The organism is Kaistia sp. UC242_56 (assembly GCF_044452255.1).
In the GTDB taxonomy this organism is placed as follows: domain Bacteria; phylum Pseudomonadota; class Alphaproteobacteria; order Rhizobiales; family Kaistiaceae; genus Kaistia; species Kaistia defluvii_A.
The window spans coordinates 3,538,635-3,563,738 of record NZ_JBIOAN010000002.1 but is presented as its reverse complement, the minus strand read 5'-3'; the positions used below and the strand labels follow the sequence as shown (position 1 = coordinate 3,563,738).

Here is a 25,104-nt window from a genome sequence, read left to right as displayed (position 1 = left end):
CGCGCTAAAATCGGCGCGAGGGTGAACATGCGCTGCTGCATTGGCCTCCTCCTGCTGTTGCTGGCGAACGGCGCTTCGGCCGAGGAGATGGCGCGCGTCTATCTTGAGGCGTTTCAGCTTGGCAGTCCCACCCGGCGCATCGAAGGCTGGCGCGAGCTCGATCCGGCCCGGGCCGTGGCCGGCTGCAAGGCGCTCGGCTTCGATTGCAGCGACGACCCCGATCCGGCCCGCGCGGCGACGCGCTTCCTGAAGCCGATCCTCGTCTCCGGCCCCTATCGCGGCACGGCCAAGATCCTGCGCCGGCGCGGCAACAGCTTTTATGCCGCCTTCGAGGCCCCGCCGGGCTTTCGCCTCTGCAAGGCCGGCATCGACCGGGTGGGCGGCAGCATCCATCGCGGCGCCGTCTTCGCCGGATCGATCCAGCGCGCCGGCGGCGACCGCCTCGGCGTCTATGCGGCGGTTCCGGCCGACGGCTCCGGCGCCATCGCCTTCCGCCTGCTGGTCGTCATGGTGCCGGAAGCCCGCTTCGCCGCCGCACCCTGCTGGCCGGACGGCACGCTCCTGTTCCTCTGCTCCGGCTCAACCCGCTGCCAGGTCAGCCGCGCCTTTCCGGAGGCGGATTTGCGGTAGGGCTGAATCCATCGGCAAGGCAGCCTTCTCACCTCTTCCTTGGAAGAGGTGAGAAGCCAGAGCGCATCGGCTCTATTGCTGGTTGATTCCGCTCCTCGACCCCCGCCGGACGACCCCATCCCAGGCGCGGCGATACGCCTGTGGTGGGGAGGCGGATCCGACATGATCACTGTCAATGATGGGCAATGGCAATGGCGTCTGACCTATTAATGTTGTTGGCGTGCGACCCACTGCGTATGTTCGCGAGAGAAAGCGAGTTCGGTCTCGTTGACGAAATCCGAAAATTCTTGTTCTGTTTTGACTTCGGACAACCCAGCCTGTGCTATACCTATTTCATGCGCTGTAAGCGTGTAGCTTGACGCCAGCTCGTTGAATTTCTTAATCTGAATCCAGCCAACTATTGATGATGCGACTACTATAAGCGGTTCTATCGGCCAAATAGTCCAGTTTGGCTCCGCAATTCTGTATAGTATAACTGATATTGCGGCGGCATATACGAGTGAGCTGGCGATAACCCATTGGCGTGCGCGTTTCTTATTGTAGGCTGCTTTTTTCCGGTACCAATCGCGTTGATTTCGTATTCGCCCATCTAGATAGAATTGTTTTCGATCCGCTAGCTCGAGAGAGCGAGCTCGTTCCATTTCCGAAGTTATTTGATCGCCTGCGGCGAAATCGGAAGAAAACCTCTCACTTATTCCTCGGTTTGCCTCCAGAACACCTTTTAAATATTTTGCAAATTCCGTACGCGAAATACGAATGTCTTCCGAATCTGAAAATGGAGCCGATTTCATGCAGTATCGCCAAGTCGAGGTCTTGATTGACTCCGCTAGCGCCCGCCCTTTATACCAATCTTGTTCCGGTTTTTTGTGGGACCTGAATAGCAATGTTCCCAGTGCCAAGACGAATATCAATGCGTATGCTGAGTAGTAAATTCTACTTTTACTGAGGTCAATAGACAGTATCGCGGCGGATAAAAGTAATGCGTACTCTGCTCTCAGAAGATTTAGATATAGGTTCTGAGATCGACGTGATAATTCGTTTGCTGCTTTGTAGAGTGCTGGGTACTCGTCCATTACGGTGTGATCGCTCTAATGCCGCCCACAATTGCAGCAGAATTCCACGAGACCATTCTATCTGCCGCTTGAGTTACCGCTATTGGCGTTCGCTCCGCGCCCCATGGAACAACACCAAGTATGGGTTTTCCCATCTGCTTGGCTAAATCGATCTCATATTGAATCCATCCGCTGTGAGCGACGTACATTCCAGCCAGTATTACTACACATTGTACTGGAGCAATCTGATTTCTAAGTTGGTTTCCAAGCTGAGCGCTACTCAGTCCGGTGAACGCCTTGTTTTCCGGGACCGAGTAGTTTGTCCAGCGAAAGTGTGTTGAATCATTGATGAACCGTACCATGCGTTCGTAGCCGTCGCTATAACGCCAAGCGTGACTTATAAATATTCGATAATTGTGAAGATATGGCATGATATTCCCCCCAGGAGCGTTGATAATATTCATCGAGCGGCCGATTTTCAATGCGGAGCTGGCTATTTTCGGGAAACTCGATTTGTTAGCCGCATGCGGTTCTTGAGGCGCAGTTGATGTCCCGACGATTTCTCCGCTCCCCCTAATTTCCCGCAATCCCAACACCCCTTTTGCGCAATTTTCTTCTCCGGGGGTTGACGGCTCCCCGGAGCTGCGCCATGTTCCGGCGAATTCAATTCGAGGGGCCCGGACATGATCCGCCGCGACGTTATTGTACTTAGAGAGCGCACTGCCTGATGGTCTAAAGCCGTCACGATAGGTAGTGCGCGAAAATGGGCCCCGAGAGGGCCTTTTTTATTGGCTTGATGGAACTGACAAAAGGCGGACCCGGCGATGAGCGTCCGCGACGGAGCGAAACGATGACACGGCAGATGACCGGCGCAGAGATGGTCGTTCAGGCATTGATCGACCAGGGCGTGGAACACCTCTTCGGTTATCCCGGCGGCTCGGTGCTGCCGATCTATGACGAGCTGTTCCAGCAGGACAAGGTCCAGCACATCCTCGTCCGCCAGGAAGGCGGAGCCGGGCATTCGGCCGAAGGCTATGCCCGCTCCACCGGCAAGGTCGGCGTCGCGCTCGTCACGTCCGGCCCCGGCGCCACCAACATGGTGACCCCGCTCGCTGACGCGCTGATGGATTCCATCCCCATGGTCTGCATCACCGGCCAGGTCGCGACGCATCTGATCGGCTCGGACGCCTTCCAGGAGGCGGACACCGTCGGCATCACGCGCCCCTGCACCAAGCACAACTGGCTGGTCAAGGACGTCAACGACCTCGCGCGCATCCTGCACGAGGCCTTCTATGTCGCGCGTTCCGGCCGTCCGGGTCCGGTCGTCGTCGACATTCCGAAGGACGTCCAGTTCGCCACCGGCACCTATAACGGTCCGGCGATGGTCGAGCACAAGACCTATCGTCCGCGCGTTGAGGGCGACCAGGATGCAATCCTGGCTGCCGTCGAGATGATCGCCAAGGCGAAGAAGCCGATCTTCTATACCGGCGGAGGCGTCATCAATTCCGGCCCCGAGGCTTCGCAGTTGCTGCGCGAGCTGGCGCATCTGACTGGCTTCCCGGTCACGTCGACGCTGATGGGCCTCGGCGCGTTCCCGGCGACCGACAAGCAGTGGCTCGGAATGCTGGGCATGCACGGCACCTATGAAGCCAACCATGCGATGCATGACTGCGACGTCATGATCAATGTCGGCGCGCGCTTCGACGACCGCATCACCGGCCGCCTGGACGGGTTCTCGCCCGGCTCGAAGAAGATCCATATCGACATCGATCCGTCCTCGATCAACAAGAACGTCCGCGTCGACATCGGCATTGTCGGCGATGTCGCGCATGTGCTGAAGGCGATGCTGGCGGCCTGGAAATCGGCCGGCCACAAGCCGGACAAGGCCGCGCTGAAGAGCTGGTGGGGCGAGATCGACCGCTGGCGCGCGCGCAACAGCCTCGGCTTCCGCCAGAACAGCGAGACGATCCTGCCGCAATATGCGATCCGCACGCTCTATGAGCGGACGCGGGGCAAGGACGTCTACATCTCGACGGAAGTCGGCCAGCACCAGATGTGGGCGGCGCAGTACTTTGGCTTCGACGAGCCGAACCGCTGGATGACCTCGGGCGGACTGGGCACGATGGGCTATGGCCTGCCGGCGGCGATCGGTGCGCAGGCGGCGCATCGCGACGCGCTCTGCATCGACATTGCCGGCGACGCCTCGATCCTGATGAACATGCAGGAGCTGTCGACGGCAATCCAGCATGAGCTGCCGGTCAAGGTGTTCATCCTGAACAACCAGTATATGGGCATGGTGCGCCAGTGGCAGCAGCTGCTGCATGGCAACCGCCTGTCGCACTCCTACACGGACTCGCTGCCCGATTTCGTCAAGCTGGCGGAAGCCTATGGCGCGGTCGGCATGCGCTGCGAGAAGGCGTCGGAGCTCGAAGGCGCGATCGACGCGATGATCGCGGCCAAGGGACCGGTGCTGTTCGATTGCCGCGTCGCCAATCTCGCGAATTGCTTCCCGATGATCCCCTCGGGCAAGGCGCATAACGAGATGCTGCTGGCGGAAGAGGCGACGGACGAAGTGATCGCCAACGCGATCGACGCGGCCGGCAAGGCGCTGGTCTGAGTCTTTCGATATGCCAAACTTGGCGTCATCCCGGGCGAAGCGCAGCTGAGACCCGGGATCCATTCAGCCGAGGACCGTCACGGCTGAATGGATCCCCGCTTTCGCGGGGATGACGGCGAGTTCTTGTTTCAGGCGGATGCCGAATATTTGGAGAACAACATGCAGCCCGGATCCGTCTACGCGATCAAGGAAGGCAAGGATAAGACCGAGCAGCACACGCTATCGGTGCTTGTCGACAACGAGCCGGGCGTCCTAGCCCGCGTCATCGGCCTGTTCTCGGGGCGCGGCTACAATATCGAGAGCCTGACCGTCTCGGAGACGGAGCACGAGAAGCATCGCTCGCGCATCACGGTCGTGACCATGGGCCCGCCGCAGGTGATCGAGCAGATCAAGTCGCAGCTGGAGCGCATGGTTCCGGTGCACCGGGTCATCGACCTGACCGTCACCGGCAAGGCGATCGAGCGCGAGCTGCTGCTGATCAAGGTGCGCGGCGCCGGCGACGACCGGGTCGAGGCGCTGCGCCTCGCCGACGCGTTCCGCGCCCGCGTCATCGACGCGACCACCGAGAGCTTCGTGTTCGAGCTGACCGGCCGCACCGACAAGCTCGACCAGTTCATCCTGCTGATGCAGCCGCTCGGCCTGGTCGAAGTCTCGCGCACCGGCGTCGCCGCCATCACGCGCGGCGCCGACGCAACCTGATTCGTGACCTTGCCCCGGCCCGCCACGGGCCGGGGATCCGCCGCCTAGCCGAGCTTGGCGTGGCCCCAGGCCCGCATCAGCACGCGCTTCAGCACGGCGAAATCCGCCTCGCCCAGTTCGTCGCGCCAGTCGCGCTCGACCGCGTGCTGGATCTCGACGATTTTCCGGAACGCGGCGTGCCCCCGCTCCGTGAAGCGGATGACGCGCGCGCTGCCATCTCCCTCGACATTCGACCGCACGAGATAGCCGAAGCCTTCCAGGCTGCGCAGCAGCTGGTTGATCGCCTGCTTGCTCATGCCGACGCGCTCGGCCAGCGCAGCGGGGCGCACGCCATCCGGCCCCGGATATTGCAGCACCGGAATATGCGGCAGGCGCAATTCGTCGAAACCGGCCGCGTTCAGCTCGCGGATGACGCGCCGGTGGATCGCCTGCGCCGGCGCGCGCAGCAGCGCGCCGATCAGCGGATCCTCCGGGGAGAGGGCGGGTGCGTCGGGAGCTGTCAGGGTCATTGACTTTCAGTAAATGGAGTTTACCACTATGCGTAAATTCAGTTTACTCGAAGGAGCTTTTCGATGCCAGCGCCCGACACCGGCCTCCGCGTCAATCCGGCCGAGGAAATCATCGCCACCAAGGGGCTTTCCATCCGCTTCCTGCTGACCGGCGAAAGCTCGAATGGCAGCGTCGCCACCTTCGAGCTCACCGTGCCGCATGCCGAAGGTTTGCCCGCGCCGGCGCACAGCCACGATCACTATGAAGAGACGATCTATGGCCTGGAGGGCGTGCTGCGCTGGACGGTCGATGGCGCGGGGATCGATCTCGGGCCCGGCGAGGTGCTCTGCATCCCGCGCGGCGCGGTGCACCGCTTCGACAACCAGGGAACGCAGGATGCGAAGGCGCTCTGCGTGATCACGCCGGCGGCGATCGGGCCGGATTATTTCCGCGAGACCTTCGCGGTGATCAACGAGGCCGCCGGCGGTCCGCCCGATCGCGCCCGGATGCTGGAAATCATGCGCCGCCACGGCCTGACGCCGGCACCGCCGCCGGTGGCGAAGGCCTGAGGGCGGTAGGAATACCCTCATCCCAGCCCTCTCTCCCGCGTGGCGGGAGAGAGGGCAAGTCGGCGGTTGCCTTGCCTCAGGCGAGCTGCAGCTCGGCGCGCTTCCACCCGATCGCCGGCGCGATGTGGTCGGCGATGGTCTTCAACAGCTTGGCATTGTATTCGACGCCGAGCTGGTTCGGCACCGTCAGCAGCAGCGTGTCGGCGTCGAGCACGGCCTGGTCCTTGGCCAGTTCGGCCGCGATCACGTCCGGCGCGCCGATATAGCTCTTGCCGAAACGGGCGATGCCGCCGCCGAGATAGCCGACCTGGTCCTGGTCCGAGCCGTCGCGGGCGCCGAAATACATCCGGTCGACGTCGTCAACGATCGGCATCACGCTGCGCGAGACCGACACGCGCGGCTCGTGCTGCCAGCCGGCCGCTTTCCAGGCGTCGCGATAGAGCTGGATCTGCTCGGCCTGCAATTCGCTGAACGGCACGCCGGTATCTTCCGAAAGCAGGGTCGAGCTCATCAGGTTCATGCCGTGCTCGGCGGTCCAGACCGCCGTCTTGCGCGTGCCGGCGCCCCACCAGATGCGCTCCGGCAAGCCGGCCGATTGCGGCTGGATCGCCAGCCGGCCGCTCATGCCGGTCATCTTCAGGTCGGCCTTGGCGATGCCGGCGCCCTTGATGGCGGCGCGGAACAGTTCGGTGTGGGTGCGGGCGAGGTCGGCGCCACTCAGATCCTCGCCGGAATCATAGCCGAACGCCTCCCAGCCGCGCTCGGCAGGCTCGGGCGAGCCGCGGCTGATGCCGAGCTGCAGCCTTCCGTCGCCGATCAGGTCGGTCGCCGCGGCCTCCTCGGCCATGTAGAGCGGGTTCTCGTAGCGCATGTCGACGACGGCGGTGCCGAATTCGATCCGCTTGGTGCGGGCTGCGATCGCCGCGAGTACGGGGAAGGGGGCCGCCGCCTGGCGGGCGAAATGGTGGACGCGGAAATAGGCGCCATCGATGCCGATCTCCTCGGCCGCGACGGCGAGATCGATCGCCTGGAGCAGGGACTCCTGTGCTGTGCGCGTCTGCGAGCCGCGGGCGGCCTGCCAATGGCCGAAGGAAAGGAAGCCGATCTTTTTCTGCAACGAAATTCTCCATGGGCGGACGCGGCGATGACTGTTCAGATAGGCGCGAGGCCGCTCGTTTCCCATGGCTATGAACCCGGCAAGGCCTACCCGTCCAGAGCGCGTTCGGTGAACGGCCTGTCGCGTTTCGGTGATCGGGAAGCTTGACCGCCTCCGGGGCTTGCTGTAGTCAACTGGAACCGTACCGTACGGTACGCTGCAACGCAGCATGAGGCAGGTCGCCCCGCCTCCTGGCAAGGACATTCCGGAAGCCGCATGAACGAGACGCTGCCCCAGACCGAGGCCTATTCGCCGCGCCAGAACGCCGTTCTGGAAAGCGCGCTCGGCCTGCTGGTCGAGGGCGGCGAGCGGGCGCTGACGACGGCGGGCGTGGCGCGGGCGGCGAACTGCTCGAAGGAAAGCCTCTACAAGTGGTTCGGCGATCGCGATGGCCTGCTGGCGGCGATGATCACCTTCCAGTCGAGCAAGGTGAAGGCCGAACCCGCGGGTTCCGGTTCGACGGGCCGGGCGGCGCTGGCCGCGCAGCTGACCGGGATCGCCGCCACCCTGCTGAAGGTGCTGGCCGGCGACGTGTCGCTGGCGCTGAACCGGCTCGCCATTGGCCAGGCCAAGCGCGGCGAGGCCGATCTGGGCCAGCTTTTGCGTGAGCATGGCCGCCGGCCGATCGAGACGCGGCTTTCGGCGCTGCTCGAAAGCGGGCGGCGGGAGCGGCTGCTTGACTTCGCCGACACGCGCGAGGCCTATCGCACGCTGTACGGCCTGATCGTGCGCGACATGCATGTGCGCCTGCTGCTGGGCGACAGCCTGGACGGCGAGGAGCCGGCGAAGCGCGCGGCGCAGGCCATCAAGGAATTTTTCCGGCTCTATGGCACGGAAGAAAATACCGGACCGGCTCCAGAGAGAGCCGGCGCGGGAAACGAACGGACGGGATAGAAAGGAACACCCTCATGCGCGTTTATTACGATCGCGATGCCGATCTCAATCTGATCAAGTCCAAGAAGGTCGCGATCATCGGCTACGGCTCCCAGGGCCGCGCCCATGCGCTGAACCTCAAGGATTCGGGCGCCAAGGACGTTGTCGTCGCTCTGCGCGCCGGCTCGAACACCGTCGCCAAGGCCGAGGCCGATGGCTTCAAGGTCATGACCGTCGCCGAGGCAGCCGCCTGGGCCGACCTGATGATGATGGCCGCTCCCGACGAGCTGCAGGCCGACATCTACAAGGACGACATCGCCGCCAACATCCGTGACGGCGCCGCGATCGCCTTCGCGCACGGCCTCAACGTTCACTTCGGCCTCATCGAAGCCAAGAAGACCGTCGACGTCGTCATGATCGCGCCGAAGGGCCCGGGCCACACGGTCCGCGGCGAATACCAGAAGGGCGGCGGCGTTCCCTGCCTCGTCGCGATCTCGCAGGACGCATCGGGCAACGCGCTCGACCTGGCTCTGTCCTACGCCTGTGGCGTTGGCGGCGGCCGTTCGGGCATCATCGAGACCACCTTCAAGGAAGAGTGCGAGACCGACCTGTTCGGCGAGCAGGCCGTTCTCTGCGGCGGCCTGGTCGAGCTGATCCGCGCTGGTTTCGAGACGCTGGTCGAAGCCGGCTACGCGCCGGAAATGGCGTATTTCGAGTGCCTTCACGAAGTGAAGCTGATCGTCGACCTCATCTATGAGGGCGGCATCGCCAACATGAACTACTCGATCTCGAACACCGCCGAGTGGGGCGAGTATGTCACGGGTCCGCGTATCGTCACCGCCGAGACCAAGGCCGAGATGAAGCGCGTCCTCACCGACATCCAGACCGGCAAGTTCACCTCCGACTGGATGCAGGAATACAAGGCCGGCGCATCGCGCTTCAAGGCCATCCGTCGCAACAACGACGCACACCAGATCGAGGCCGTCGGCGCCAAGCTGCGCGAGATGATGCCGTGGATCGGCAAGAACAAGCTGGTCGACAAGTCCGTCAACTAAGCTTTCGGCTTCAGCAAGGGCCCTCGCCACAACCCTCTCCCGCTCGCGGGAGAGGGGACATTGCGGGGCTTCCTGCCACCGAACCGAAAAAAATGCCCTGCGGGAGCGATCCCGCGGGGCTTTTGCATGTCCGGCAGCGGCGGCTCAGTAGGAGCCGCGGCAGCGATATTCGTAGCCGTCCGCGCCGATGAACGTATCGGTCTCCGGGCTGTAGCTGCGGTAGCGGTCGAGGCAATAGTCGACATGCGCGCGCCAGGCGGCGCCGCGCGGCGGCGGAACCTCGTAGTCGTCGGCATAGGCGCGCGGTTGCGACGCGATGGCGCCGATGCCGAGGCCGAGCAGCGTGCCGGCGGCGAGGCCGCCAATGACGGCGCCGCTATTGTCGCGGTGATAATGGCCATAATAGCGCGGCCCGCCGTGCCAGCGGTCCGCCGACGCTGTCGAAGCCGTTGCCGTAACGGCAAGAATGCCGAGAACGCCAGCGAGAGACGCGGTAACGAAGCTTCTCATCGTGAAGCCTCCTGTTCGTGAAGCCTGTGATGACGCGAATATCCGTGCGCATCGGGGCAAAACTATGACTGGAGAACTTCAGGTTTCGGTTGTAAAACTACCTTAGGTAGCATCCCCGTTGTTGAATTAACCCAATTTAAACCAAGAATAGACGCATTCGCCGCGTCGCATCCGGGCGTGGCGGATGTCGTCGCGTCGGGCGGCCTGTTGCCGGGTGATCGTGGGCCCGCGCAAGGAGGGCGCGGGCCGATCTTCGCCGAGGCCGATCTCTAGAAAAAGTCGGTGGACGAGAGCTCTCGCCCCGTCAACCTATGGCGAAGGCCGGACAAACTGGCCTAGGCTGACGCCCAATCACGATTGGGAGGAACTGCATTGGCTGAAGGAATTATTCTGGTCGATCCGCTGCCGCGGACGCTGGATCTGATCATGGAACCGGATGTCCGCGCGCGGCTGGAAAAGCTGGGCCGGGTGGTGATCTCGGAAGATGCGCCGATGTCTGACGCGCAAATTGACGAGTTGCTGCCGGAGACGGTCCTGATCTTCGGCCAGACCGCATTGCCGCGCGAGCGGCTCGACCGGGCGAAGAAGCTGAAGGGGGTCATCAATGTCGAGACCAACTTCCTGCCCAATATCGACTACCAGGCCTGCCAGGAACGCAACATCTGGGTGCTGACGCCGGGCTCGGCCTTTGCCGCCCCGGTGGCGGAGGCCGCCCTCGGCATGGCGATCGACCTGGCGCGCGGCATTACGGCGGCGGATCGCGCGTTTCGCGCCGGCACGGAGCAGATATGGCCTCGCTGCCAACGCCGAGACCTTCCGCTTCGCCGGCGCCTCGGTCGGCATCATCGGGCTTGGTGATCTCGGCAAGAATCTGCGCGAGCTGATCCGGCCGTTCAAGAATCCGGTCAAGGTGTTCGACCCCTGGCTGCCGGACGAGATCATCGAGCGTCATGACTGCACGCCCGCCTCGCTGGACGAACTGCTTTCGACCAGCCAGGTGGTGTTCGTCTTCGCGGCGGTGACGGGCGAGAACCAGGGCTTCCTGGGCGCCCGCGAATTCGCGCTGATGCAGAAGGGCGCCGCCTTCCTGCTGATGAGCCGCGCGGCGGTGGTCGATTTCCCGGCCATGCTTGACGCGGTCCGCTCCGGCCATATCCGCGTCGCAACCGACGTGTTCCCGGAGGAGCCGGTGCCGGCCGATGATCCGGTACGCCAGATGGAGGGCATTCTGCTCTCCGCGCACCGGACCGGCGGCACGGTCGACGCGCTGTTTTCGATCGGCCGGATGGCGGTGGCGGATGCGGAACTGATCCTGCGCGGCCTGCCGCCGCAACTTTGCCGTCGCGCCGATCCGGCGCTCGCAAGCCGGCTGCGCTCGAAGCCCGTCAGCGTGACCTGAAGCCACCCCGCCGAAACGCAAAGGCGGGAGACCTTTCGAGGTTCTTCCGCCTAGCGGCTTTGCTGGAGCTGCGCTTTTCGGATCTTCCGGATCGTGCCGACGATGGCCAGGAGGAAGACCGCCATCGAAAGAAGGATCGAGATTTCGATGTAGCGCTCGAAGGCCCAGTCTCCGACGATCAGCCGGATCAGGCGTTCGTTGCGGGACATGATCGCCGGGATTCGATTGGCGCTCCAGATCGCATCCCGAAAGATGAATGCGATCAGCAGAAAGATTTCGATGCCGATGAAGGCGGCGAGATATTTAAGATTCTTCGACACGGGGAACGGCAGACTGCGGCTTGTATGAAAACAGACTGCAGCATCCTGGATTCGCGGGCGGGGGTAAACCTCGGCGGTCAACGGTCGGAGACAGGGACCGGAAACGGGCCGGGACAGGCAGCGCGTTCAACCGGCTGCCTGTCCCGAAACGGAACGTTTAGTAGGAACCGCGGCAGCGATATTCGTTGCCGTCGCGACCGATGAAGGTATCGGTGCGCTCGTCATAGGAGCGGTAGTTGTCGTAGCACCACTCGGTGTGGGCGCGCCAATTGGCGCGGACGACGCGGCGCGGCGGTGCACGGTAGCCATCGTCATAGACCGGGGCGGCGTAACGGGGCGGGGCGACCTCGTAGCCATTGTCGTAGCGGGGCGCGGCGAGCAGGGCGCCGACACCGAGGCCGACGGCCGCGCCGGCTGCCAGGGCGGCGTTGCGGCCGTTTTCGGCCGAGGCGGTCTGCGCCGTGCCGACGACGGCGGTGATCCCGATGAGGGTAGCAAGAGCGGCGGCTGCGATCTTCTTCATGCTGGTATCTCCGGTAGGCATTGATGCGGTTTTAGAGGGGGCGACCTGAACGCTCGCTGAATGACCGGAGCACACCAAAACGCGGCCTTCGCCGCTATGAATGCCATCACAGAGGCCGCGCCGCTTCCCGCCGTGCTATGACGGATCATCTAGTTCCGATCGACGCATGAGGTTGCCTTGTCCCGCCGTTTTGCCCTTCTCGACGTGTTTGCCAAAACCCCGCTTCAGGGCAATCAGCTTGCCGTGGTCCTCGATAGCGAGGGGCTGAGCGACGAGCGCATGCAGGCGATCACGCGCGAGTTCAACCTGGCCGAGACGGTGTTCGTCCTGCCGCCGGAACGGCCTGGCCATCGCGCGCATCTGCGCATCTTCTGCCCGGCCTATGAAATGCCGTTTGCCGGCCACCCGACCGTCGGCACGGCGGTGCTGCTGGCGCTCGAAACCTTTGGTCCGGATGCGGCCGGGCAGGATGCCGTCTTCGTCGTCGAGGAAAAGGTCGGCGACATCCGCTGCGCTGTGGCGCTGCATTCCGGCAAGGCGGGCCACGCCATCTTCGACGTGCCGCGCCAGGCGGAAAAGATCGAGGCCGACATCGACGACGCAGCGCTGGCGGCGATGCTGGGGCTGGAGCCCTCGCAACTGGGCTGCGAGAACCACCGCCCGTCGGTCTATTCGGCCGGTGTGCCCTATCTGCTGGTGCCGGTGCGCGATCTCTCGGCCATCGCCCGCGCCAGGCCGGTGATCCAGAACTGGAAGAGCGTGCTGCCGGAGGGCGTCGGCAGCGTCTATCTCTACACGCGCGAGACCACGACCAACGAGCACCAGTTTCACGCGCGCATGTTCTGGCTCGGCGAAGGCATCATCGAGGACCCGGCGACGGGCTCCGCCGCCGCCGCCTTCGCCGGCGCTGTCGCGGCCTTCGACCAGTTGCCCTCGGGCACGCATCGCTTCGTCATCGAGCAGGGTTTTGAAATCGACCGCCCGAGCCTGATCTCGCTCGAGGTCGACATCGAGAATCACGCCCTGTTCGCCAGCCGGATCGGCGGCGACACCGTGCTGATCGCCCGGGGAACGCTGGATATCTAGGTCTTCTGCAGGGCGTCGGGTGGCTTTCGCCAACAGACCCTCACCTCAGCCCTCTCCCCGTGCGGGAGAGGGGGAAAATTGGAGCTCCCCCATCTCGATCCCGCGGGGCCCTAAAGCCCTCGCTTGGCTTCGGGGGAGGGTGGGGTCGGGGCTTGCTTTTTTCCTGCTGCTCGGTGTCTCACCCGCAGCCATCATCCTGAGGTGCCCGGCAAAGCCGGGCCTCGAAGGAGCGTCCAGGGAATGACAAGTCAGGACGGCAAACCTGGCGTTCTCCGCTGGAGCCTCCTTCGAGGCTTCGCTGGCGCGAAGCACCTCAGGATGTTGGCGGTGCGGTTAGAGGCTTCCCTCACCTCTCCCTCAGGAAGAGGTGAGGGAAGTTGTCCAGCCCTGTCGAAACGGAGCCTGATCCGAACCTCAGCCCCCTACGATGTCAACGTAGAGCTCTCTCACGCCACCGCCGCCGGTTCTCCGTCCAGCGAACGCCCCAGCACCGTAGTCACCACATATTCCGCGCGGGCGCGGATCGTGTGGTTTTCCAGCGTGAAGGCCCGCGCCGCGACGGCCATGCCGGCGAGGCGGTCGGGGTCCTGCAGGGCGCCGCGCACGGCGCGCGCGAGGCCGCCCGGTTCGGGCGAATAGTAGAAGCAATGCTCGCCATTGCGGAACGGCCTGTGCTGGCAGATCGTCGGATAGTTCATCATCGGTACGGTGCCGAGTTCGCTCGACTCGTAGTGGCGATAGCAATCCCAACCATAGCCCATTGGCGACCAGGCGAGCCGGGCCGAGGCGAGGCGGTGGTGGAAGGTGGCGCGATCGAGCGGGCCATCCGGCACGTCGATGATGTAGCCCTCGTTGCGCAGCGCCAGCAATTCCTCGATGCCTTCGCTGCGCACGCTGCTGTTCGGGTGCGTGTCGCCGGCGAAGAACACGTCCGACGTCTTCACCGTCGTCGGCTGGCTGGCGAGCCGGCCGGGATAGCCGAGATGGATCGGCTTCAGTTTGTGGATCCGGCGCTGCGAGCTCTTCTTCAGCCGCCAGCGCCGGCCGGGCAGGTCCCAATGGCTCGACTTGAAGAACACCTGCCATTTGTCGGCGGTGAGCTCGCGCTTGAAATAGCTGTGGCAGCGGTCGATCAGGCGGAAATTGTGCTTACCCACGCCGAAGGAATCATTGATGTCGATCACCGCCACGGGCACGTCGTGGAAGCGATGCATCAGCCGCGTGGCGGCAATGGCGAACAGCGCCTTGGGCGCGCGCACGTGATAATCGCGCAACGCCGTCAGCCAGGTGCGCGGATGCCAGGCGGGAAGCGTCGGCCCGTCCACGACGACCAGATCATAGTCGCCGTCGCGCAGCATTCGCATCGTGCGGAAGAAGGCGCCGGGGCCGAGCAGGGGCGCGTTCGCGCCGCCGGGCTTCCGGCCCGACCAGAAGAAGTCGGTCTGGTCGGGGGCTGCATGATGGAACAGGCGCGTGTTGATATCGAGAATGCGCAACGGGCGGCCGCCACGCGTCCTGGCTTCGTCGACGGTCATGGTGGGGCCCGGTCCTCTGCTTCGCGTGGTCTATAGCAACCCGCCAAATCCCCATGCAACAGAAACGGCGAAGGTCCGATTGTCGCCTTGCTTCCGATAGGGGTCCTTTGCTATGGGTCTTGCAGTCTGATCCCGGCGTGACGCCGCGCGGTCCGGCGGAATGCAAACGAGGGCGAGAGCGTGCAGCTCTTCACGATTCATGGTTCCGGGTTCCAGGTTGCGTCCGACGCGACCGGCCGTGCCATGTCCGCTCTTCGTGGTCTGCTTCTCCTTAGACGCCCCTGAGCGTCGGCTGCCCCATGTCGGGCGGGCACTCAGGGGAATGAAAGCGAAGACCTCCGCCATTCATGCCCTGATCGCCATGCGCGAGTCGGGCACCCGATAAGGAAGACCAGAATGACCGCGAATGCCAACTCGTCCTCGTCCAAGGACCGGATCGTCATCTTCGACACGACCTTGCGCGACGGCGAGCAGTGCCCCGGCGCCTCGATGACGTTCGAAGAAAAGATCGAAGTCGCCGAACTGCTCGAAGACATGGGCGTCGACGTGATCGAAGCCGGCTTCCCGATCGCCAGCCAGGGCGATTTCGAGGCTGTGCACGAGATCGCCAAGCGCGCGGGTGACAATGTCACCATCGCCGGCCTCGCTCGCGCCATCTCCGGCGACATCATCCGCGCCGGCGAGGCGGTCCGCGTCGCCAAGCGTTCGCGCATCCACACCTTCGTCTCGACCTCGCCGATTCATCTGGCGCATCAGATGCGCAAGACCGAGGAGCAGGTGCTCGACATCATCGCCGCCACGGTTGCGCAGGCGCGCAACCTGGTCGAGGATGTCGAGTGGTCGGCGATGGACGCCACTCGCACGCCGATCGAATATCTGGTCCGCTGCGTCGACGCCGCCATCAAGGCCGGCGCCACCACGATTAACCTGCCCGATACGGTTGGCTATGCCGTGCCCGACGAATATGCGGCGATGTTCCGCCAGGTGATCGAGCGCGTGCCCAATTCCGACAAGGCAATCTTCTCGACCCACTGCCATAACGATCTGGGCTTGGCCGTCGCCAATTCGCTGGCGGGTATCGCTGGCGGCGCGCGCCAGATCGAATGCACGATCAACGGCCTCGGCGAGCGCGCCGGCAATGCGGCGCTGGAAGAGATCGTCATGGCGATCCGCACCCGCCGCGATGTCATGCCCTATGACAGCAACATCGACGCGACCATGCTGACCCGCGCCTCGAAGCTCGTCTCCAACGTTTCGGCTTTCCCGGTCCAGTACAACAAGGCGATCGTCGGCCGGAACGCCTTCGCGCATGAAAGCGGCATCCATCAGGATGGTATGCTGAAGAACGCCGAAACCTACGAGATCATGACGCCGGAGAGCGTCGGCGTGAAGGCGACCTCGCTGGTCATGGGCAAGCATTCGGGCCGCCATGCTTTCCGCGAGAAGCTGAAGGAATTGGGCTACGAGGTCGGCGACAACGCCCTGGAGGACGCTTTCAAGCGCTTCAAGGATTTGGCGGACCGCAAGAAGCATGTCTATGACGAGGATATCGAGGCGCTGATCGGCGACGAGGTCGCAACTGCGGCCGAATCGATCCGCCTGTTGTCGCTGACCGTCATCGCCGGCACCGGCGGCGCCGCCAAGGCGATCATCAGCCTCGACGTCGAAGGCTCGCACGTCACCAAGGAAGTCTCCGGCAACGGCCCGGTCGACGCGATCTTCAACGCGATCAAGGCGATTGTCCCGCATGAGGCGACGCTGTCGCTCTATCAGGTGCACGCGGTCACCGAAGGCACCGACGCGCAGGCCGAGGTTTCGGTCCGGCTCGAGGAAGACGGCAAGTCGGTCACCGGCAAGGGCGCCGACCCGGATACCATGGTTGCCTCGGCCAAGGCGTATCTCTCCAGCCTGAACAAGCTGACGGTGAAGCGCCAGCGCCAGCACGCCCAGGCCGTCAACGCCTGATCGGGTGACGTTTGAATGCCAACGGCCGCGTCGATGACGCGGCCGTTTTCGTTTGTGACGGCACTTTCGCGGATAGGGGCCTTCAACGACGGTTGCTCCGCCATCATCCTGAGGTGCTTCGCGAGAGCGAAGCCTCGAAGGAGGATCCAGCGTGACGCCTCTCGCCGCATACGATCGTGCCCGGCCTGCGTGGTCACTGGACCCTCCTTCGAGGCCCGGCTTCGCCGGGCACCTCAGGATGATGGCGGAGCCTTGGGCCAGCCCTGGAATCCGTCCCCGCCGAGTGAAATAGCGTCCCCAGCAGCGAAACGGCGCCCTGCTTTCGCAGGACGCCGTTTCCGTCGATCCGAATGCCGTCTTATTCCGGCAGGGAGAAATCCAGGCGCAGGAACTGCGTCTCGCCGGAATGGTCGTCGACGCCGTCATTGTCGGTGATCGCATAGCCATTGCCGGCAGCGTCGATGGCGAAGCTCTCGATCTTGTCGAGGACGTAGCCATTCGTCGCCTGCAGGGCCGGCAGCAGGTCGTAGAGGTCTTCCTTGGCGACCTTGGGCAGTTCGCCGCCGAGCGGTACCGGCTTGACGCCGTCCAGCGAGACGAAGGTCAGCTTCTTGATCTTCGCGTCGCGGCCGATCTGGTTGTCGCGCTCGATGGCGACGAGGCCGCCGGGAACGGCGGTCAGCTCGGACAGCCCGACCCATCCCTTTTCCGCCTTGTCGAGCGGGTAGAGCACGGCCGCCCATTCCTTCGACGCAGGCTTGTAGGCGAGGAGCTTGGTGAAGCCCTTGGGATCGTCCTTCCATTCGCGCTGCACGGCGACCCAGACCGTCTCGTCGGCGCCGGTGCCGACGACCGTCACGCCTTCGAAGCCGAATCGCGTGGCGTGCTGGGCCAGCGCTTCCGGCAGGGCGATCTCTTCCTGTACGACGCCCTTGGCGTCGACACGGACGAGCGAGGACTGGGTCTTGTTCTTCTCGCGCTCGGGATTGCCTTCCGAGGCGAGCCAGAAGCCGCCATCGTTCGAAAGCGCGATGCCTTCGAGGTCGAGGTTCTCGACCGGCTTGCCATCCTTGGTGACCGTCATCTCGTCGGTGATGACGGCCGGAGTCTGGGTGGCGTCGATGGTCAGGATGCGGCCGATCTTCTGCGCGCTGTCGATGACGGCGTAGAGCTTGCCGGCCTCCTTGGCGTCGGCAACCGTGCCCGAGAGGGCGGCCCAGCCGATCGGCTTGCCGTTCTTGTTGGCGGAGACGAGGGTCGGGTAGGCGGCCGGCGCGTCGCTGCGCTCATAGATCGTCACGACGGAGCCGATCAGGCCGTCCTCGCGCAGATCGTTTTCGGCGGCCGTCACGAACAGGTTGCGTGAGGGGATGGCGAGCAGGCCTTCCGGGCCGATGCCGCCCGGCAGCGCCTGAAGGAAGGTCGGGGCTTTGCCGGCGCCCTCGTCCTTGTAGACGCCGACTAGCGAGGCGCGCTCGGAGCCGACGAAGATCAGCTTGTCCGCGCCAAACGTCGCGACTTCGGCGCCTTCCGGCTCGTTGCCCTTCTTGTTGCGCTTTTCCGGGTAGTGGCCGAGGCGGACGGTCTCGTATTCGAGCGCGGTGCCCGAGTCATATTCGAGCGTGCCGTCGACGTTGAAGATCGAGAAGCCGCGCGAGCCGCCCTTCCAGTCGCCCTCATTGGCGGTGAAGAAGCGATTGGAGTCGATCCACTGCACGCCGTCCGGCTCGCGGGCGACCTTTTCCATCTTGCCGGAAAGGTCGATCACGCCGTCCTTCTTCACGTCGATGCCATCGAGATCGACGGTGCCAGCTGAAAAATGCTTCACGACCTTGCCGGTGGCGAGGTCGGCGATGACGATGTGGTTGTTCTCCTGCAGGGTGAGAACGACCTGGTTCTTGTCGTTGATATCGACGAATTCCGGCTCGGGATCGGTCGGGGCGACGTCGGCAAGGCCCGTGACGTCGATGACCATCTTGCTGGCGCAATCGACGGCACCATCGGCGCCAATCGCGAAGCTGGTCAGGTTGCCGCCCGGCAGCTGCGGGATGGCGCCTTCATTGATGTCCTCGTCGCGCTCGTTCTCGATCGCGATGGCGAGGAATTTGCCGTCCGGGCTCTTGGCGAGCGAATCCGGCTGGCCGGCGAGATCACAGGTAGCCTTCACGCTCTTGGAGGCGAGGTCGACGATGGCGAGATGGCCCGAGGGCTCGCTCTTCGACTTGGAGGTGACGACGCCGACCAGGGCGAAGCCGTTGGCGACGACGGTCGAGGTCGGCTCGCCGCCGAGCGCCACGGTTCCCGCAGGCTTCGGGGTCTTCGGATCGGTGATGTCGATCAGGCCGATGCGCTCGCCGGGGCTGTCGGTATAGACCAGCGTCTTGCCGTCCGCAGTCGCGGTGATGATCTCGGCGACCGTCTTTTGCTTCGCGTCGGCATCGGCAGGCAGGTTGTCGACGACATGGAAGGTCGCGATGCGGTTGAAGTTTTCCGCGGCGTGGGAGGCGAGGGCGGTGCCCGCCAGGAGGCTGGCTGCGAGCGCGCTGCGCAGGATCGGCTTGAGCATGGTTTCCTCAATCATTTCAGAGAGGTCCGGGGCGGAGAGCGCCAAGGATTGCCGGCAATAGACCGAGCGCGCATGACGGGAGAATGACAGTTTCCCGTGGCTTGCCGCCTGGCTTTCGAAGATTTCCACAGTCCATTGAAAGGGCGGCTGGACAGGCCGGGAGCGCTTTGCTACATACCGCCTCGTTCCGGGCGTCGCGGCGAAGGCTTCGAGGCCGCCACGGAATGGGTGCATAGCTCAGTTGGTAGAGCAGCTGACTCTTAATCAGCTTGTCCTAGGTTCGATCCCTAGTGCACCCACCAAATTCCCGACCGTTCGCGGGTTCCAGAGCCTTCTTGTTTTCGCTCTGTGATGTCAGCGAATGGGTGCATAGCTCAGTTGGTAGAGCAGCTGACTCTTAATCAGCTTGTCCTAGGTTCGATCCCTAGTGCACCCACCATCTTCGACAAGGCCGCCAGTCTCCGACTGGCGGCCTTGTTCGTTTCCGGACCTTGCCAGACCCACGGAGTTGCCCGACTGATACGGGAACGTCCCGGCGTCCGCGCGGTTGATTGCCCAGCGGGCGGGCGGATGGTCTACTGGCCCGACGACAACAAGGAGTGGTGAGCCGACATGAATGTCCTTCAATGCAGGATGGCGCTGGCGGGTCTTGGCTGGAGCGTCGAGGATCTGGCGCGGCACGCGGGTGTTCCGGCCGATGCGGCGCTGCGCTTCGACGCCGGCGAGGTCGTGCCGCCGCACGTCTACGAGACGCTGCGGGACACGCTGCAGACTGCCGGCATCATCTTCGAGGACGAGGGCCAGATGCTCGAGGGCGGGCCCGGCGTGCGGCTCCAGCGCAACCATATCGACGAAGGCAAGCGCCCGGAAGAGCTCAGCTCGGCGAATGACGGCTGAAGGTTGATTTCGGACAGCTGAGATTCCAAGGCCGGACGCCGAAAGACCCTCACCCCAGCCCTCTCCCGTGGACGGGAGAGGGGGCAGACCGAGGCCCGTCAGTTCGGTCTCAAAGGCGCCGCCAAGCCGGCCGGAAAGCCCTCGCCCGCTTGCGGGAGAGGGTTGGGTGAGGGGCTTTCTCATCCCCTTGCGCTGGCTGCCGGCTATACGCAATCCCTAAGGCTAGCCCACTTCTCCGAGGGCGAGTTGCCTCCCGCGCCTTCACCTGGCCTTCGGCAGCGTCGTGCCGAAGACGTGATCCCAGAACAGTGTCGTGACGCCGAAATTGCCTTCATCGCCGCTGTGGTGGTGAAGGGCGTGCCGGCGCTTGACCTTGTACAGGTAGGAATCGTGCGGCGGGTGCCAGTGGTGCAGCACGTGGTGCACGAAACTGTAGCTGAGATAGCCGGTGGTGACGCCGGCCGTGAAACCGCTCGCGACGCCGAAGCCGAACAGGTGCCAGCTCGGCCAGAACACGACGGCGGCGATGACGAAGAAGGACAGCCAGATCGGCGTGCCGATCAGCGCGGTCGGCGCGGCGTGATGCGTCTCGTGCAGATCGCGGAAATAGACAACGTTGTGCAGGATACCGCGATGGATCCAATACTCGGCGAAGGTCCACACGCACAGGCCGACGCCAAAGGCGGCGATCCAGACGAGAGGATTGATGTGTCCCTGCCAGAACACGACAGCCAAGACCAGCCCGGCTAGCGTGATTGGGTAGATGACGAAGTCGGAATAATACGTGACGGGTCTCAACTGCATTTCGCCAACCTAGTCTGGATACACGTCTACAGGAGCGTCATCTTGAATTGAGCCAGCTTAACAGCTTCACTACAAGTGGCGATCCGAGGGTGCGACCAAATATGTTCGACAGACCCATTTCGGGCCCGCGAGGCAGGTGACGGCATCGCACCGGCATGGCATGGTCGCGCCATGCGCATCCTCACTTTCTGCCTCGCCCTGCTGCTTCCCGCCGCTTCCCAGGCCATGGATCTCTCGACTCGGATCGGTTTCGCGGACCTGCAACCTGAGCGGTCGGCGCAGCTGCTGCAGCGGGTGAACATCATCGACGGCACGGATGACCGCGATTCGCTGCTCAAGATCGGGCCTTCGCTTGGCCTCACCCGCAGCGAGATTTCGCGCATCCGCAGCGTCTCGGGCTATGTCGGTTGCCTGTCGCCATCGCCTTCCGTCGGATCGGCGGCGCTGTTCCTGAACAACCAGCAGATCCTCACCGCGGCGCATGTCTTCTTCGAGCCCTCGGGCAAGCGGCGCTGGAAATGCTTCTTCCGTCCGCAGAGCGTCGATGGGCCGATGATCGACCTGATCGTCGACGACCGGACGCATTTCGGCTCCAAGAAGCCGAAGGCGGGATCGAACAATGATTATGCGATCGTGCGGCTGGTCGAGCCCCTGGCGGGCGCCGTGCCGTTTCCGGTTGTGCCGGACGTGCCGGTGCAGAATGGCGACAAGCTGATCGTCATCACCGCGCATCCGGCCGAGATGGAGAAGGAAGTCGATCGCGACATTCCCGTCGCGCAGGGGTGCCAGGTGCGGCGCGCCATCGACAAGTCGCGCTCGGCGGCGGCGACCTCGTTTTTCCGGACGGATTGCGATGCGACCGGCGCCTCGTCGGGCGGCATGAACCTGTCGCGCGTTAATGGCCAACTGGTCTTTCGCGGCATCACCATCACCACGGGGCCATGGCGGGATCCGCGCTACAAGGGCGCGCCCTATAACGAGAAGGGCGGCAGCGTCACCACAGCCCTGGGAGCTGACGCCGCCATTCTCGCCGCCGGCCGGGCAATGGCTGCCGGCGGTTCCTGACGCTGGGGTCGGATCCCGGTCATCTCAGCGGCCGCGCGCGCCGGAGAGATAGAGGTCGATCTGCGACCGGCTGATGCCGACATCGGCAAGCATGCGATCGTCCATCGACATCAGGATCCGGCGATCCTGGCGACGACGCAGCCAGCGCGGAAGGTTGAGCGCGTTCTTCATGATGGTATCTCCCTGCAAGACCGGCGGTTCATCCGTCGGCGAGGGGTTGATACCGTAGCGTCAGGCCGGGCGCTGTGAACGCTGTCACGGCGCGCGGCGGCTAGCCGAGATGCAGCGCCGCCGTGCTGCTCGCCGCGCCCTCATAGCGCGGCAGCAGGTAGATCGCGGCGATCGCCGGCAGGGTGATGACCGCGAAGGCGATGGCCAGCGCCGGCAGGCCGAACTGGATGAACGGCGCCACGAGCGCCGTGCCGATGGTCGGCAGCAGCGTGATCGCCAGCATCAGCGCCGCCGAGCCGCGCCCCTCGTCGGGGGCGGAAGCCGCCAGCGACTTGACGAAGCCGACGCCGCCGCGAAGTCCCAGCCCGCCCGGAACCGGCAACATGATGAACAGCAGTACGACGATGCTGGAGCCGCCGGCAAAGGCATAGACCAGAAGGGCGATCGCCGAGGCGCCGACCATCAGCGTGCCGATGGTGACCAGCCGCTCCGGACCCCAGCGATGCACGAACACGCCGGCCAGATTGGAGGTCACCACGAACATGGCGACGCTCAGGAGCTGGAACAGGACGAAGGCCTCCACCGTGCCGCCCATCGTCTCGACCATGATGTAGGGCGCGCTAAAGACGAAGGTGATCAGGCCGCCGAGGATCAGCGAGTGGCTGAGGGCATAGCGCAGATACGGCCGATTGCGGAGCAGCGCCCAATAGCCGCCGCGCGTCTGGCCGGCCTGCATCTCCGGATTGGCCGGCAGCAGCGACGGCTTGATGAAGATGACGGCGGAGACGAGCCCGCCCAGGACGGCCGGCACGATGAACGAGGCCTGCCAGCCGGAGACATGCAGCAGCCACGCACCGATCAGCGGCGCCAGGCCCGGCACCAGCGACTGGATGCTGCCGATGACGGAAATGGCGCGCACCGCGCCGGTGTCGCTGAAAAGTCGGCGCAGCATGGGGGCGGGGAGGACCGCCGCGCCGGCCGAGGTCGCGCCCTGGACGACGCGGATGGCGTTCAGCGTCCAGATATCGGTCGAAAGCGCCGCCAGCGCCGAAACGATCGCATAGGCCAGCAGCGACCAAGCCAGCAGCTTTCGTGCGTCGAAGCGATGGGCGATGCTGCCGAACAGGATCAGGCCGATGCTGGAGCCGCCCATATAGGTCGCGAGCACATATTGCGCCGCCTGCGGATCGCCGCCCAGCAGCGAGGGCAGGGTCGGGATTGCCGGCAGAACCAGATCGATCGACACCATGGTCGAGAGGGTGGCGATGACAACGATCAGGCAGGCCAGCATTCGTTCGCGCGAGGTGCGGGCTTCGTCGACGGCGGAATCAGGGTGGTGCATGGGAGACGCGATCCATAGGCAGGGATGCGTCAGCTACCGCAATGGGCGGCGCGGGGATAGTGCTGGAATGCAATCCGCGAGGGGTTCGCTGCTAGGAGCGAGTCGGGCGTCGCCGCGCCCAAAAGAAAAATGGCCTCCCGAGGGAGGCCATTTTCTGGTTCAGGCTAGAGCCTGCCCATCAGCAGGAGGATCAGAAGAATGATCAGGATCAGGCCGAGACCGCCGCTCGGGTAGTAGCCCCAGCCGGAGCTGTAGGGCCAACTGGGCAGCGCTGCGATCACCAGGATCACGATGATAATGAGAAGAATGGTACTCATGTCAGCTCCCCGAATTGGCTCATATGAAGCTCAATGCGGCGGGCCTGTTTCGGTTCCGTGAAACGCGCCGTCCCAAGGATCCATTTCGTTGGGATCAGGGGCGTCCGTCGAGATGGCGGGCGCGGCGCAGATCCGGGAAGAACCGGGCCCACAGCGCCGCGACGGCAACCGTGCCCGCGCCGCCGATCACCACCGCGCTGACGGCGCCGAAAACGGCGGCCGACATGCCGGCCCGGAACTCGCCAAGCTCGTTGGAGGCGCCGACGAACACCATGTTGACGGCGTTCACCCGACCGCGCACGGCGTCTGGCGTCCAGAGCTGGATCAGGGTTTCGCGGATATAGACGCTGACCATGTCGCTGGCGCCCATCAGGATAAGGGCGACGACCGAAACCCAGACCAGCGTCGACAGGCCGAAGACGATGGTGGTCAGGCCGAACATGGTGACAAACGCGAACAGCAGCAGGCCGGCATGGTTGCGGATCGGATGGAAGGCGAGCCAGGCCGCCACCGTCAATGCGCCGACGGCCGGCGCGGCGCGCAGCAGGCCGAGGCCCCACGGGCCGACGTCGAGGATGTCGCGGGCGAAGATCGGCATCAGGGCCGTGGCGCCGCCGAGCAGGACGGCGAACAGGTCGAGCGAGATGGCGCCCAGTACGATCTTTTCCTTCCAGACATAGCGGAAGCCGGCGATGACCGTTTCCCAGCTCGCCTTGTCGCCGAGGATCTTCTGCGCCGGCTTCGGCACCAGCAGGATCAGGATCGCGCCGATGATCATCATGGCCAGCGCGACGGCATAAGGCGCCTCGGGTGAGATGCCATAGAGCAGGCCGCCGGCGACGGGGCCGACGATGGTCGCGATCTGCCAGGCGGACGAATTCCAGGCGATGGCGCTGGCGAGATCCTGCGTCGGCACGAGATTGGGCGCCAGCGATTGCGAGGCCGGGCCCATGAAGGCGCGGACGATGCCGAAGAAGAGCAGGATGCCGAAGACGATGACGACCATCTCGCTGCCCGAGATGGTGAAGGCCAGCAGCGCCATCACGGCCACGGCTTCGCCGGCCAGGCAGAGCGCCATGATCATGCGGCGGTTGAAGCGGTCGGCGACCGAGCCCGTCACCAGGACGAGCAGCAGCGCCGGCAGGAACTGCACTAGCCCGATCAGGCCCAGATCGAAGGGATCGCGCGTCAGGTCATAGACCTGCCAGCCGACGGAGACGCTCACCATGTTGACGGCGAAGGTCGCACAGAGGCGGGACAGCCAATAGAACAGGAAGCCGCGATGTTGGAAGGCGCCGAAGCTCTTGCGCCTGTGCGCAGCCGTGGTGTCGGGCATGGGAGGGAGGTCCAGACCTCTGATGCTGGGAGCGCCGGAAGCGACGCCCGGCGCGATGGTCAGAATGGCCTGTCTAGTCCCGCGCCGGGACTGCGACAATCCGGAACAGCCCATTAATCGCAATGCAG

At 64.3% G+C, this 25,104-nt stretch carries 24 protein-coding genes, 2 tRNA genes and 1 pseudogene; 13 read left to right on the top strand and 14 right to left on the bottom strand.

Annotation, left to right across the window (positions count from 1 at the left end; all coding sequences use genetic code 11):
• Positions 1-27: 27 nt before the first annotated feature.
• A complete protein-coding gene (locus ACHMWQ_RS19605) occupies positions 28-630 on the top strand; it encodes a hypothetical protein (protein WP_396308751.1) in 603 nt (200 codons plus the stop codon).
• Between the two features lie 206 nt (positions 631-836).
• Here ACHMWQ_RS19605 and ACHMWQ_RS19600 read toward each other — a convergent pair whose 3' ends face one another.
• Positions 837-1,703: a DUF4231 domain-containing protein gene (locus ACHMWQ_RS19600; RefSeq protein ID WP_396308750.1), complete on the bottom strand. Its 867-nt coding sequence runs from the start codon at positions 1,701-1,703 to the stop codon at positions 837-839.
• Positions 1,703-2,146, bottom strand: a complete 444-nt coding sequence (locus ACHMWQ_RS19595) for a TIR domain-containing protein (protein WP_396308749.1) — start codon at positions 2,144-2,146, stop codon at positions 1,703-1,705. Before ACHMWQ_RS19595 ends, ACHMWQ_RS19600 begins: the two co-directional genes overlap by 1 nt.
• Before the next feature lie 386 nt (positions 2,147-2,532).
• Between ACHMWQ_RS19595 and ACHMWQ_RS19590 the strand changes: the two genes are divergently transcribed.
• Both ACHMWQ_RS19590 and ilvN read left to right on the top strand, forming a co-directional pair.
• The gene (locus tag ACHMWQ_RS19590) at positions 2,533-4,299 is read left to right on the top strand and encodes an acetolactate synthase 3 large subunit (protein WP_396308748.1); all 1,767 of its coding nucleotides are present in this window, start codon (positions 2,533-2,535) and stop codon (positions 4,297-4,299) included.
• A gap of 159 nt (positions 4,300-4,458) precedes the next feature.
• The gene (gene ilvN, locus ACHMWQ_RS19585) at positions 4,459-4,998 is read left to right on the top strand and encodes an acetolactate synthase small subunit (RefSeq protein WP_354550356.1); all 540 of its coding nucleotides are present in this window, start codon (positions 4,459-4,461) and stop codon (positions 4,996-4,998) included.
• Positions 4,999-5,042: 44 nt separating this feature from the next.
• On the opposite strand, the gene ACHMWQ_RS19580 is transcribed toward ilvN, so the two are convergent.
• Entirely contained in the window at positions 5,043-5,507 is a 465-nt protein-coding gene (locus ACHMWQ_RS19580) for a MarR family winged helix-turn-helix transcriptional regulator (protein ID WP_396308747.1), read from the bottom strand.
• 63 nt (positions 5,508-5,570) lie between these two features.
• Between ACHMWQ_RS19580 and ACHMWQ_RS19575 the strand changes: the two genes are divergently transcribed.
• On the top strand, positions 5,571-6,056 hold the full coding sequence (locus tag ACHMWQ_RS19575; RefSeq protein WP_396308746.1) for a cupin domain-containing protein: 486 nt from the start codon (positions 5,571-5,573) through the stop codon (positions 6,054-6,056).
• Between the two features lie 76 nt (positions 6,057-6,132).
• Here the strand turns inward: ACHMWQ_RS19575 and ACHMWQ_RS19570 are convergent, their stop codons facing one another.
• A complete protein-coding gene (locus tag ACHMWQ_RS19570; RefSeq protein ID WP_396308745.1) occupies positions 6,133-7,173 on the bottom strand; it encodes an LLM class flavin-dependent oxidoreductase in 1,041 nt (346 codons plus the stop codon).
• A 255-nt stretch (positions 7,174-7,428) separates the two neighbouring features.
• Here ACHMWQ_RS19570 and ACHMWQ_RS19565 point away from each other — a divergent pair, with 255 nt between their 5' ends.
• Together ACHMWQ_RS19565 and ilvC are read left to right on the top strand one after the other, a co-directional pair.
• Positions 7,429-8,106 (top strand): TetR/AcrR family transcriptional regulator C-terminal domain-containing protein, encoded by a 678-nt coding sequence (locus tag ACHMWQ_RS19565; RefSeq protein ID WP_396308744.1) that lies wholly within the window; start codon positions 7,429-7,431, stop codon positions 8,104-8,106.
• Between the two features lie 14 nt (positions 8,107-8,120).
• Positions 8,121-9,140 carry a ketol-acid reductoisomerase gene (gene ilvC / locus ACHMWQ_RS19560; RefSeq protein WP_354550350.1) on the top strand — a complete coding sequence of 340 codons (1,020 nt, stop codon included), beginning with the start codon at positions 8,121-8,123 and terminating at the stop codon, positions 9,138-9,140.
• A gap of 144 nt (positions 9,141-9,284) precedes the next feature.
• Here the strand turns inward: ilvC and ACHMWQ_RS19555 are convergent, their stop codons facing one another.
• Positions 9,285-9,650, bottom strand: coding sequence for a BA14K family protein (locus ACHMWQ_RS19555; protein WP_396308743.1), 366 nt, complete (start codon positions 9,648-9,650; stop codon positions 9,285-9,287).
• Between the two features lie 372 nt (positions 9,651-10,022).
• Between ACHMWQ_RS19555 and ACHMWQ_RS19550 the strand changes: the two are divergent.
• Positions 10,023-11,049 (top strand): annotated as a pseudogene (locus tag ACHMWQ_RS19550) (hydroxyacid dehydrogenase).
• Between the two features lie 50 nt (positions 11,050-11,099).
• Here the strand turns inward: ACHMWQ_RS19550 and ACHMWQ_RS19545 are convergent.
• A complete protein-coding gene (locus ACHMWQ_RS19545) occupies positions 11,100-11,450 on the bottom strand; it encodes a hypothetical protein (RefSeq protein WP_396308742.1) in 351 nt (116 codons plus the stop codon).
• A gap of 76 nt (positions 11,451-11,526) precedes the next feature.
• Positions 11,527-11,892 carry a BA14K family protein gene (locus ACHMWQ_RS19540; protein WP_396308741.1) on the bottom strand — a complete coding sequence of 122 codons (366 nt, stop codon included), beginning with the start codon at positions 11,890-11,892 and terminating at the stop codon, positions 11,527-11,529.
• Positions 11,893-12,069: 177 nt separating this feature from the next.
• On the opposite strand from ACHMWQ_RS19540, the gene ACHMWQ_RS19535 reads away from it, so the two are divergent.
• Positions 12,070-12,978, top strand: coding sequence for a PhzF family phenazine biosynthesis protein (locus ACHMWQ_RS19535; protein WP_396308740.1), 909 nt, complete (start codon positions 12,070-12,072; stop codon positions 12,976-12,978).
• 446 nt (positions 12,979-13,424) lie between these two features.
• Here the strand turns inward: ACHMWQ_RS19535 and ACHMWQ_RS19530 are convergent, their stop codons facing one another.
• A complete protein-coding gene (locus ACHMWQ_RS19530; protein ID WP_396308739.1) occupies positions 13,425-14,513 on the bottom strand; it encodes a glycosyltransferase in 1,089 nt (362 codons plus the stop codon).
• A 396-nt stretch (positions 14,514-14,909) separates the two neighbouring features.
• On the opposite strand from ACHMWQ_RS19530, the gene ACHMWQ_RS19525 reads away from it, so the two are divergent.
• Complete coding sequence (locus ACHMWQ_RS19525) at positions 14,910-16,478, top strand: 2-isopropylmalate synthase (protein ID WP_396308738.1); 1,569 nt, start codon at positions 14,910-14,912, stop codon at positions 16,476-16,478.
• A gap of 358 nt (positions 16,479-16,836) precedes the next feature.
• Here the strand turns inward: ACHMWQ_RS19525 and ACHMWQ_RS19520 are convergent, their stop codons facing one another.
• Positions 16,837-19,044 carry an esterase-like activity of phytase family protein gene (locus ACHMWQ_RS19520; protein ID WP_396309488.1) on the bottom strand — a complete coding sequence of 736 codons (2,208 nt, stop codon included), beginning with the start codon at positions 19,042-19,044 and terminating at the stop codon, positions 16,837-16,839.
• Between the two features lie 226 nt (positions 19,045-19,270).
• Here ACHMWQ_RS19520 and ACHMWQ_RS19515 point away from each other — a divergent pair.
• The 3 genes from ACHMWQ_RS19515 (at position 19,271) to ACHMWQ_RS19505 (ending at position 19,941) form a co-directional block, all read left to right on the top strand.
• Positions 19,271-19,346: transfer RNA gene (locus ACHMWQ_RS19515), tRNA-Lys, on the top strand.
• 61 nt (positions 19,347-19,407) lie between these two features.
• A tRNA-Lys gene (locus ACHMWQ_RS19510) sits at positions 19,408-19,483 on the top strand.
• Positions 19,484-19,656: 173 nt separating this feature from the next.
• Positions 19,657-19,941 carry a hypothetical protein gene (locus ACHMWQ_RS19505; RefSeq protein WP_396308737.1) on the top strand — a complete coding sequence of 95 codons (285 nt, stop codon included), beginning with the start codon at positions 19,657-19,659 and terminating at the stop codon, positions 19,939-19,941.
• A 261-nt stretch (positions 19,942-20,202) separates the two neighbouring features.
• Here the strand turns inward: ACHMWQ_RS19505 and ACHMWQ_RS19500 are convergent, their stop codons facing one another.
• On the bottom strand, positions 20,203-20,745 hold the full coding sequence (locus ACHMWQ_RS19500; protein WP_396308736.1) for a sterol desaturase family protein: 543 nt from the start codon (positions 20,743-20,745) through the stop codon (positions 20,203-20,205).
• 171 nt (positions 20,746-20,916) lie between these two features.
• Here ACHMWQ_RS19500 and ACHMWQ_RS19495 point away from each other — a divergent pair, with 171 nt between their 5' ends.
• On the top strand, positions 20,917-21,810 hold the full coding sequence (locus tag ACHMWQ_RS19495; protein ID WP_396308735.1) for a trypsin-like peptidase domain-containing protein: 894 nt from the start codon (positions 20,917-20,919) through the stop codon (positions 21,808-21,810).
• Positions 21,811-21,834: 24 nt separating this feature from the next.
• On the opposite strand, the gene ACHMWQ_RS19490 is transcribed toward ACHMWQ_RS19495, so the two are convergent.
• The 4 genes from ACHMWQ_RS19490 to ACHMWQ_RS19475 form a co-directional block, all read right to left on the bottom strand.
• On the bottom strand, positions 21,835-21,981 hold the full coding sequence (locus ACHMWQ_RS19490; protein ID WP_396308734.1) for a DUF1127 domain-containing protein: 147 nt from the start codon (positions 21,979-21,981) through the stop codon (positions 21,835-21,837).
• A 100-nt stretch (positions 21,982-22,081) separates the two neighbouring features.
• Positions 22,082-23,323 carry an MFS transporter gene (locus ACHMWQ_RS19485; RefSeq protein ID WP_396308733.1) on the bottom strand — a complete coding sequence of 414 codons (1,242 nt, stop codon included), beginning with the start codon at positions 23,321-23,323 and terminating at the stop codon, positions 22,082-22,084.
• A gap of 164 nt (positions 23,324-23,487) precedes the next feature.
• Positions 23,488-23,640: a DUF3309 family protein gene (locus tag ACHMWQ_RS19480; protein WP_266329490.1), complete on the bottom strand. Its 153-nt coding sequence runs from the start codon at positions 23,638-23,640 to the stop codon at positions 23,488-23,490.
• Positions 23,641-23,734: 94 nt separating this feature from the next.
• Positions 23,735-24,976 carry an MFS transporter gene (locus ACHMWQ_RS19475; RefSeq protein ID WP_354550326.1) on the bottom strand — a complete coding sequence of 414 codons (1,242 nt, stop codon included), beginning with the start codon at positions 24,974-24,976 and terminating at the stop codon, positions 23,735-23,737.
• Positions 24,977-25,104: the final 128 nt, after the last annotated feature.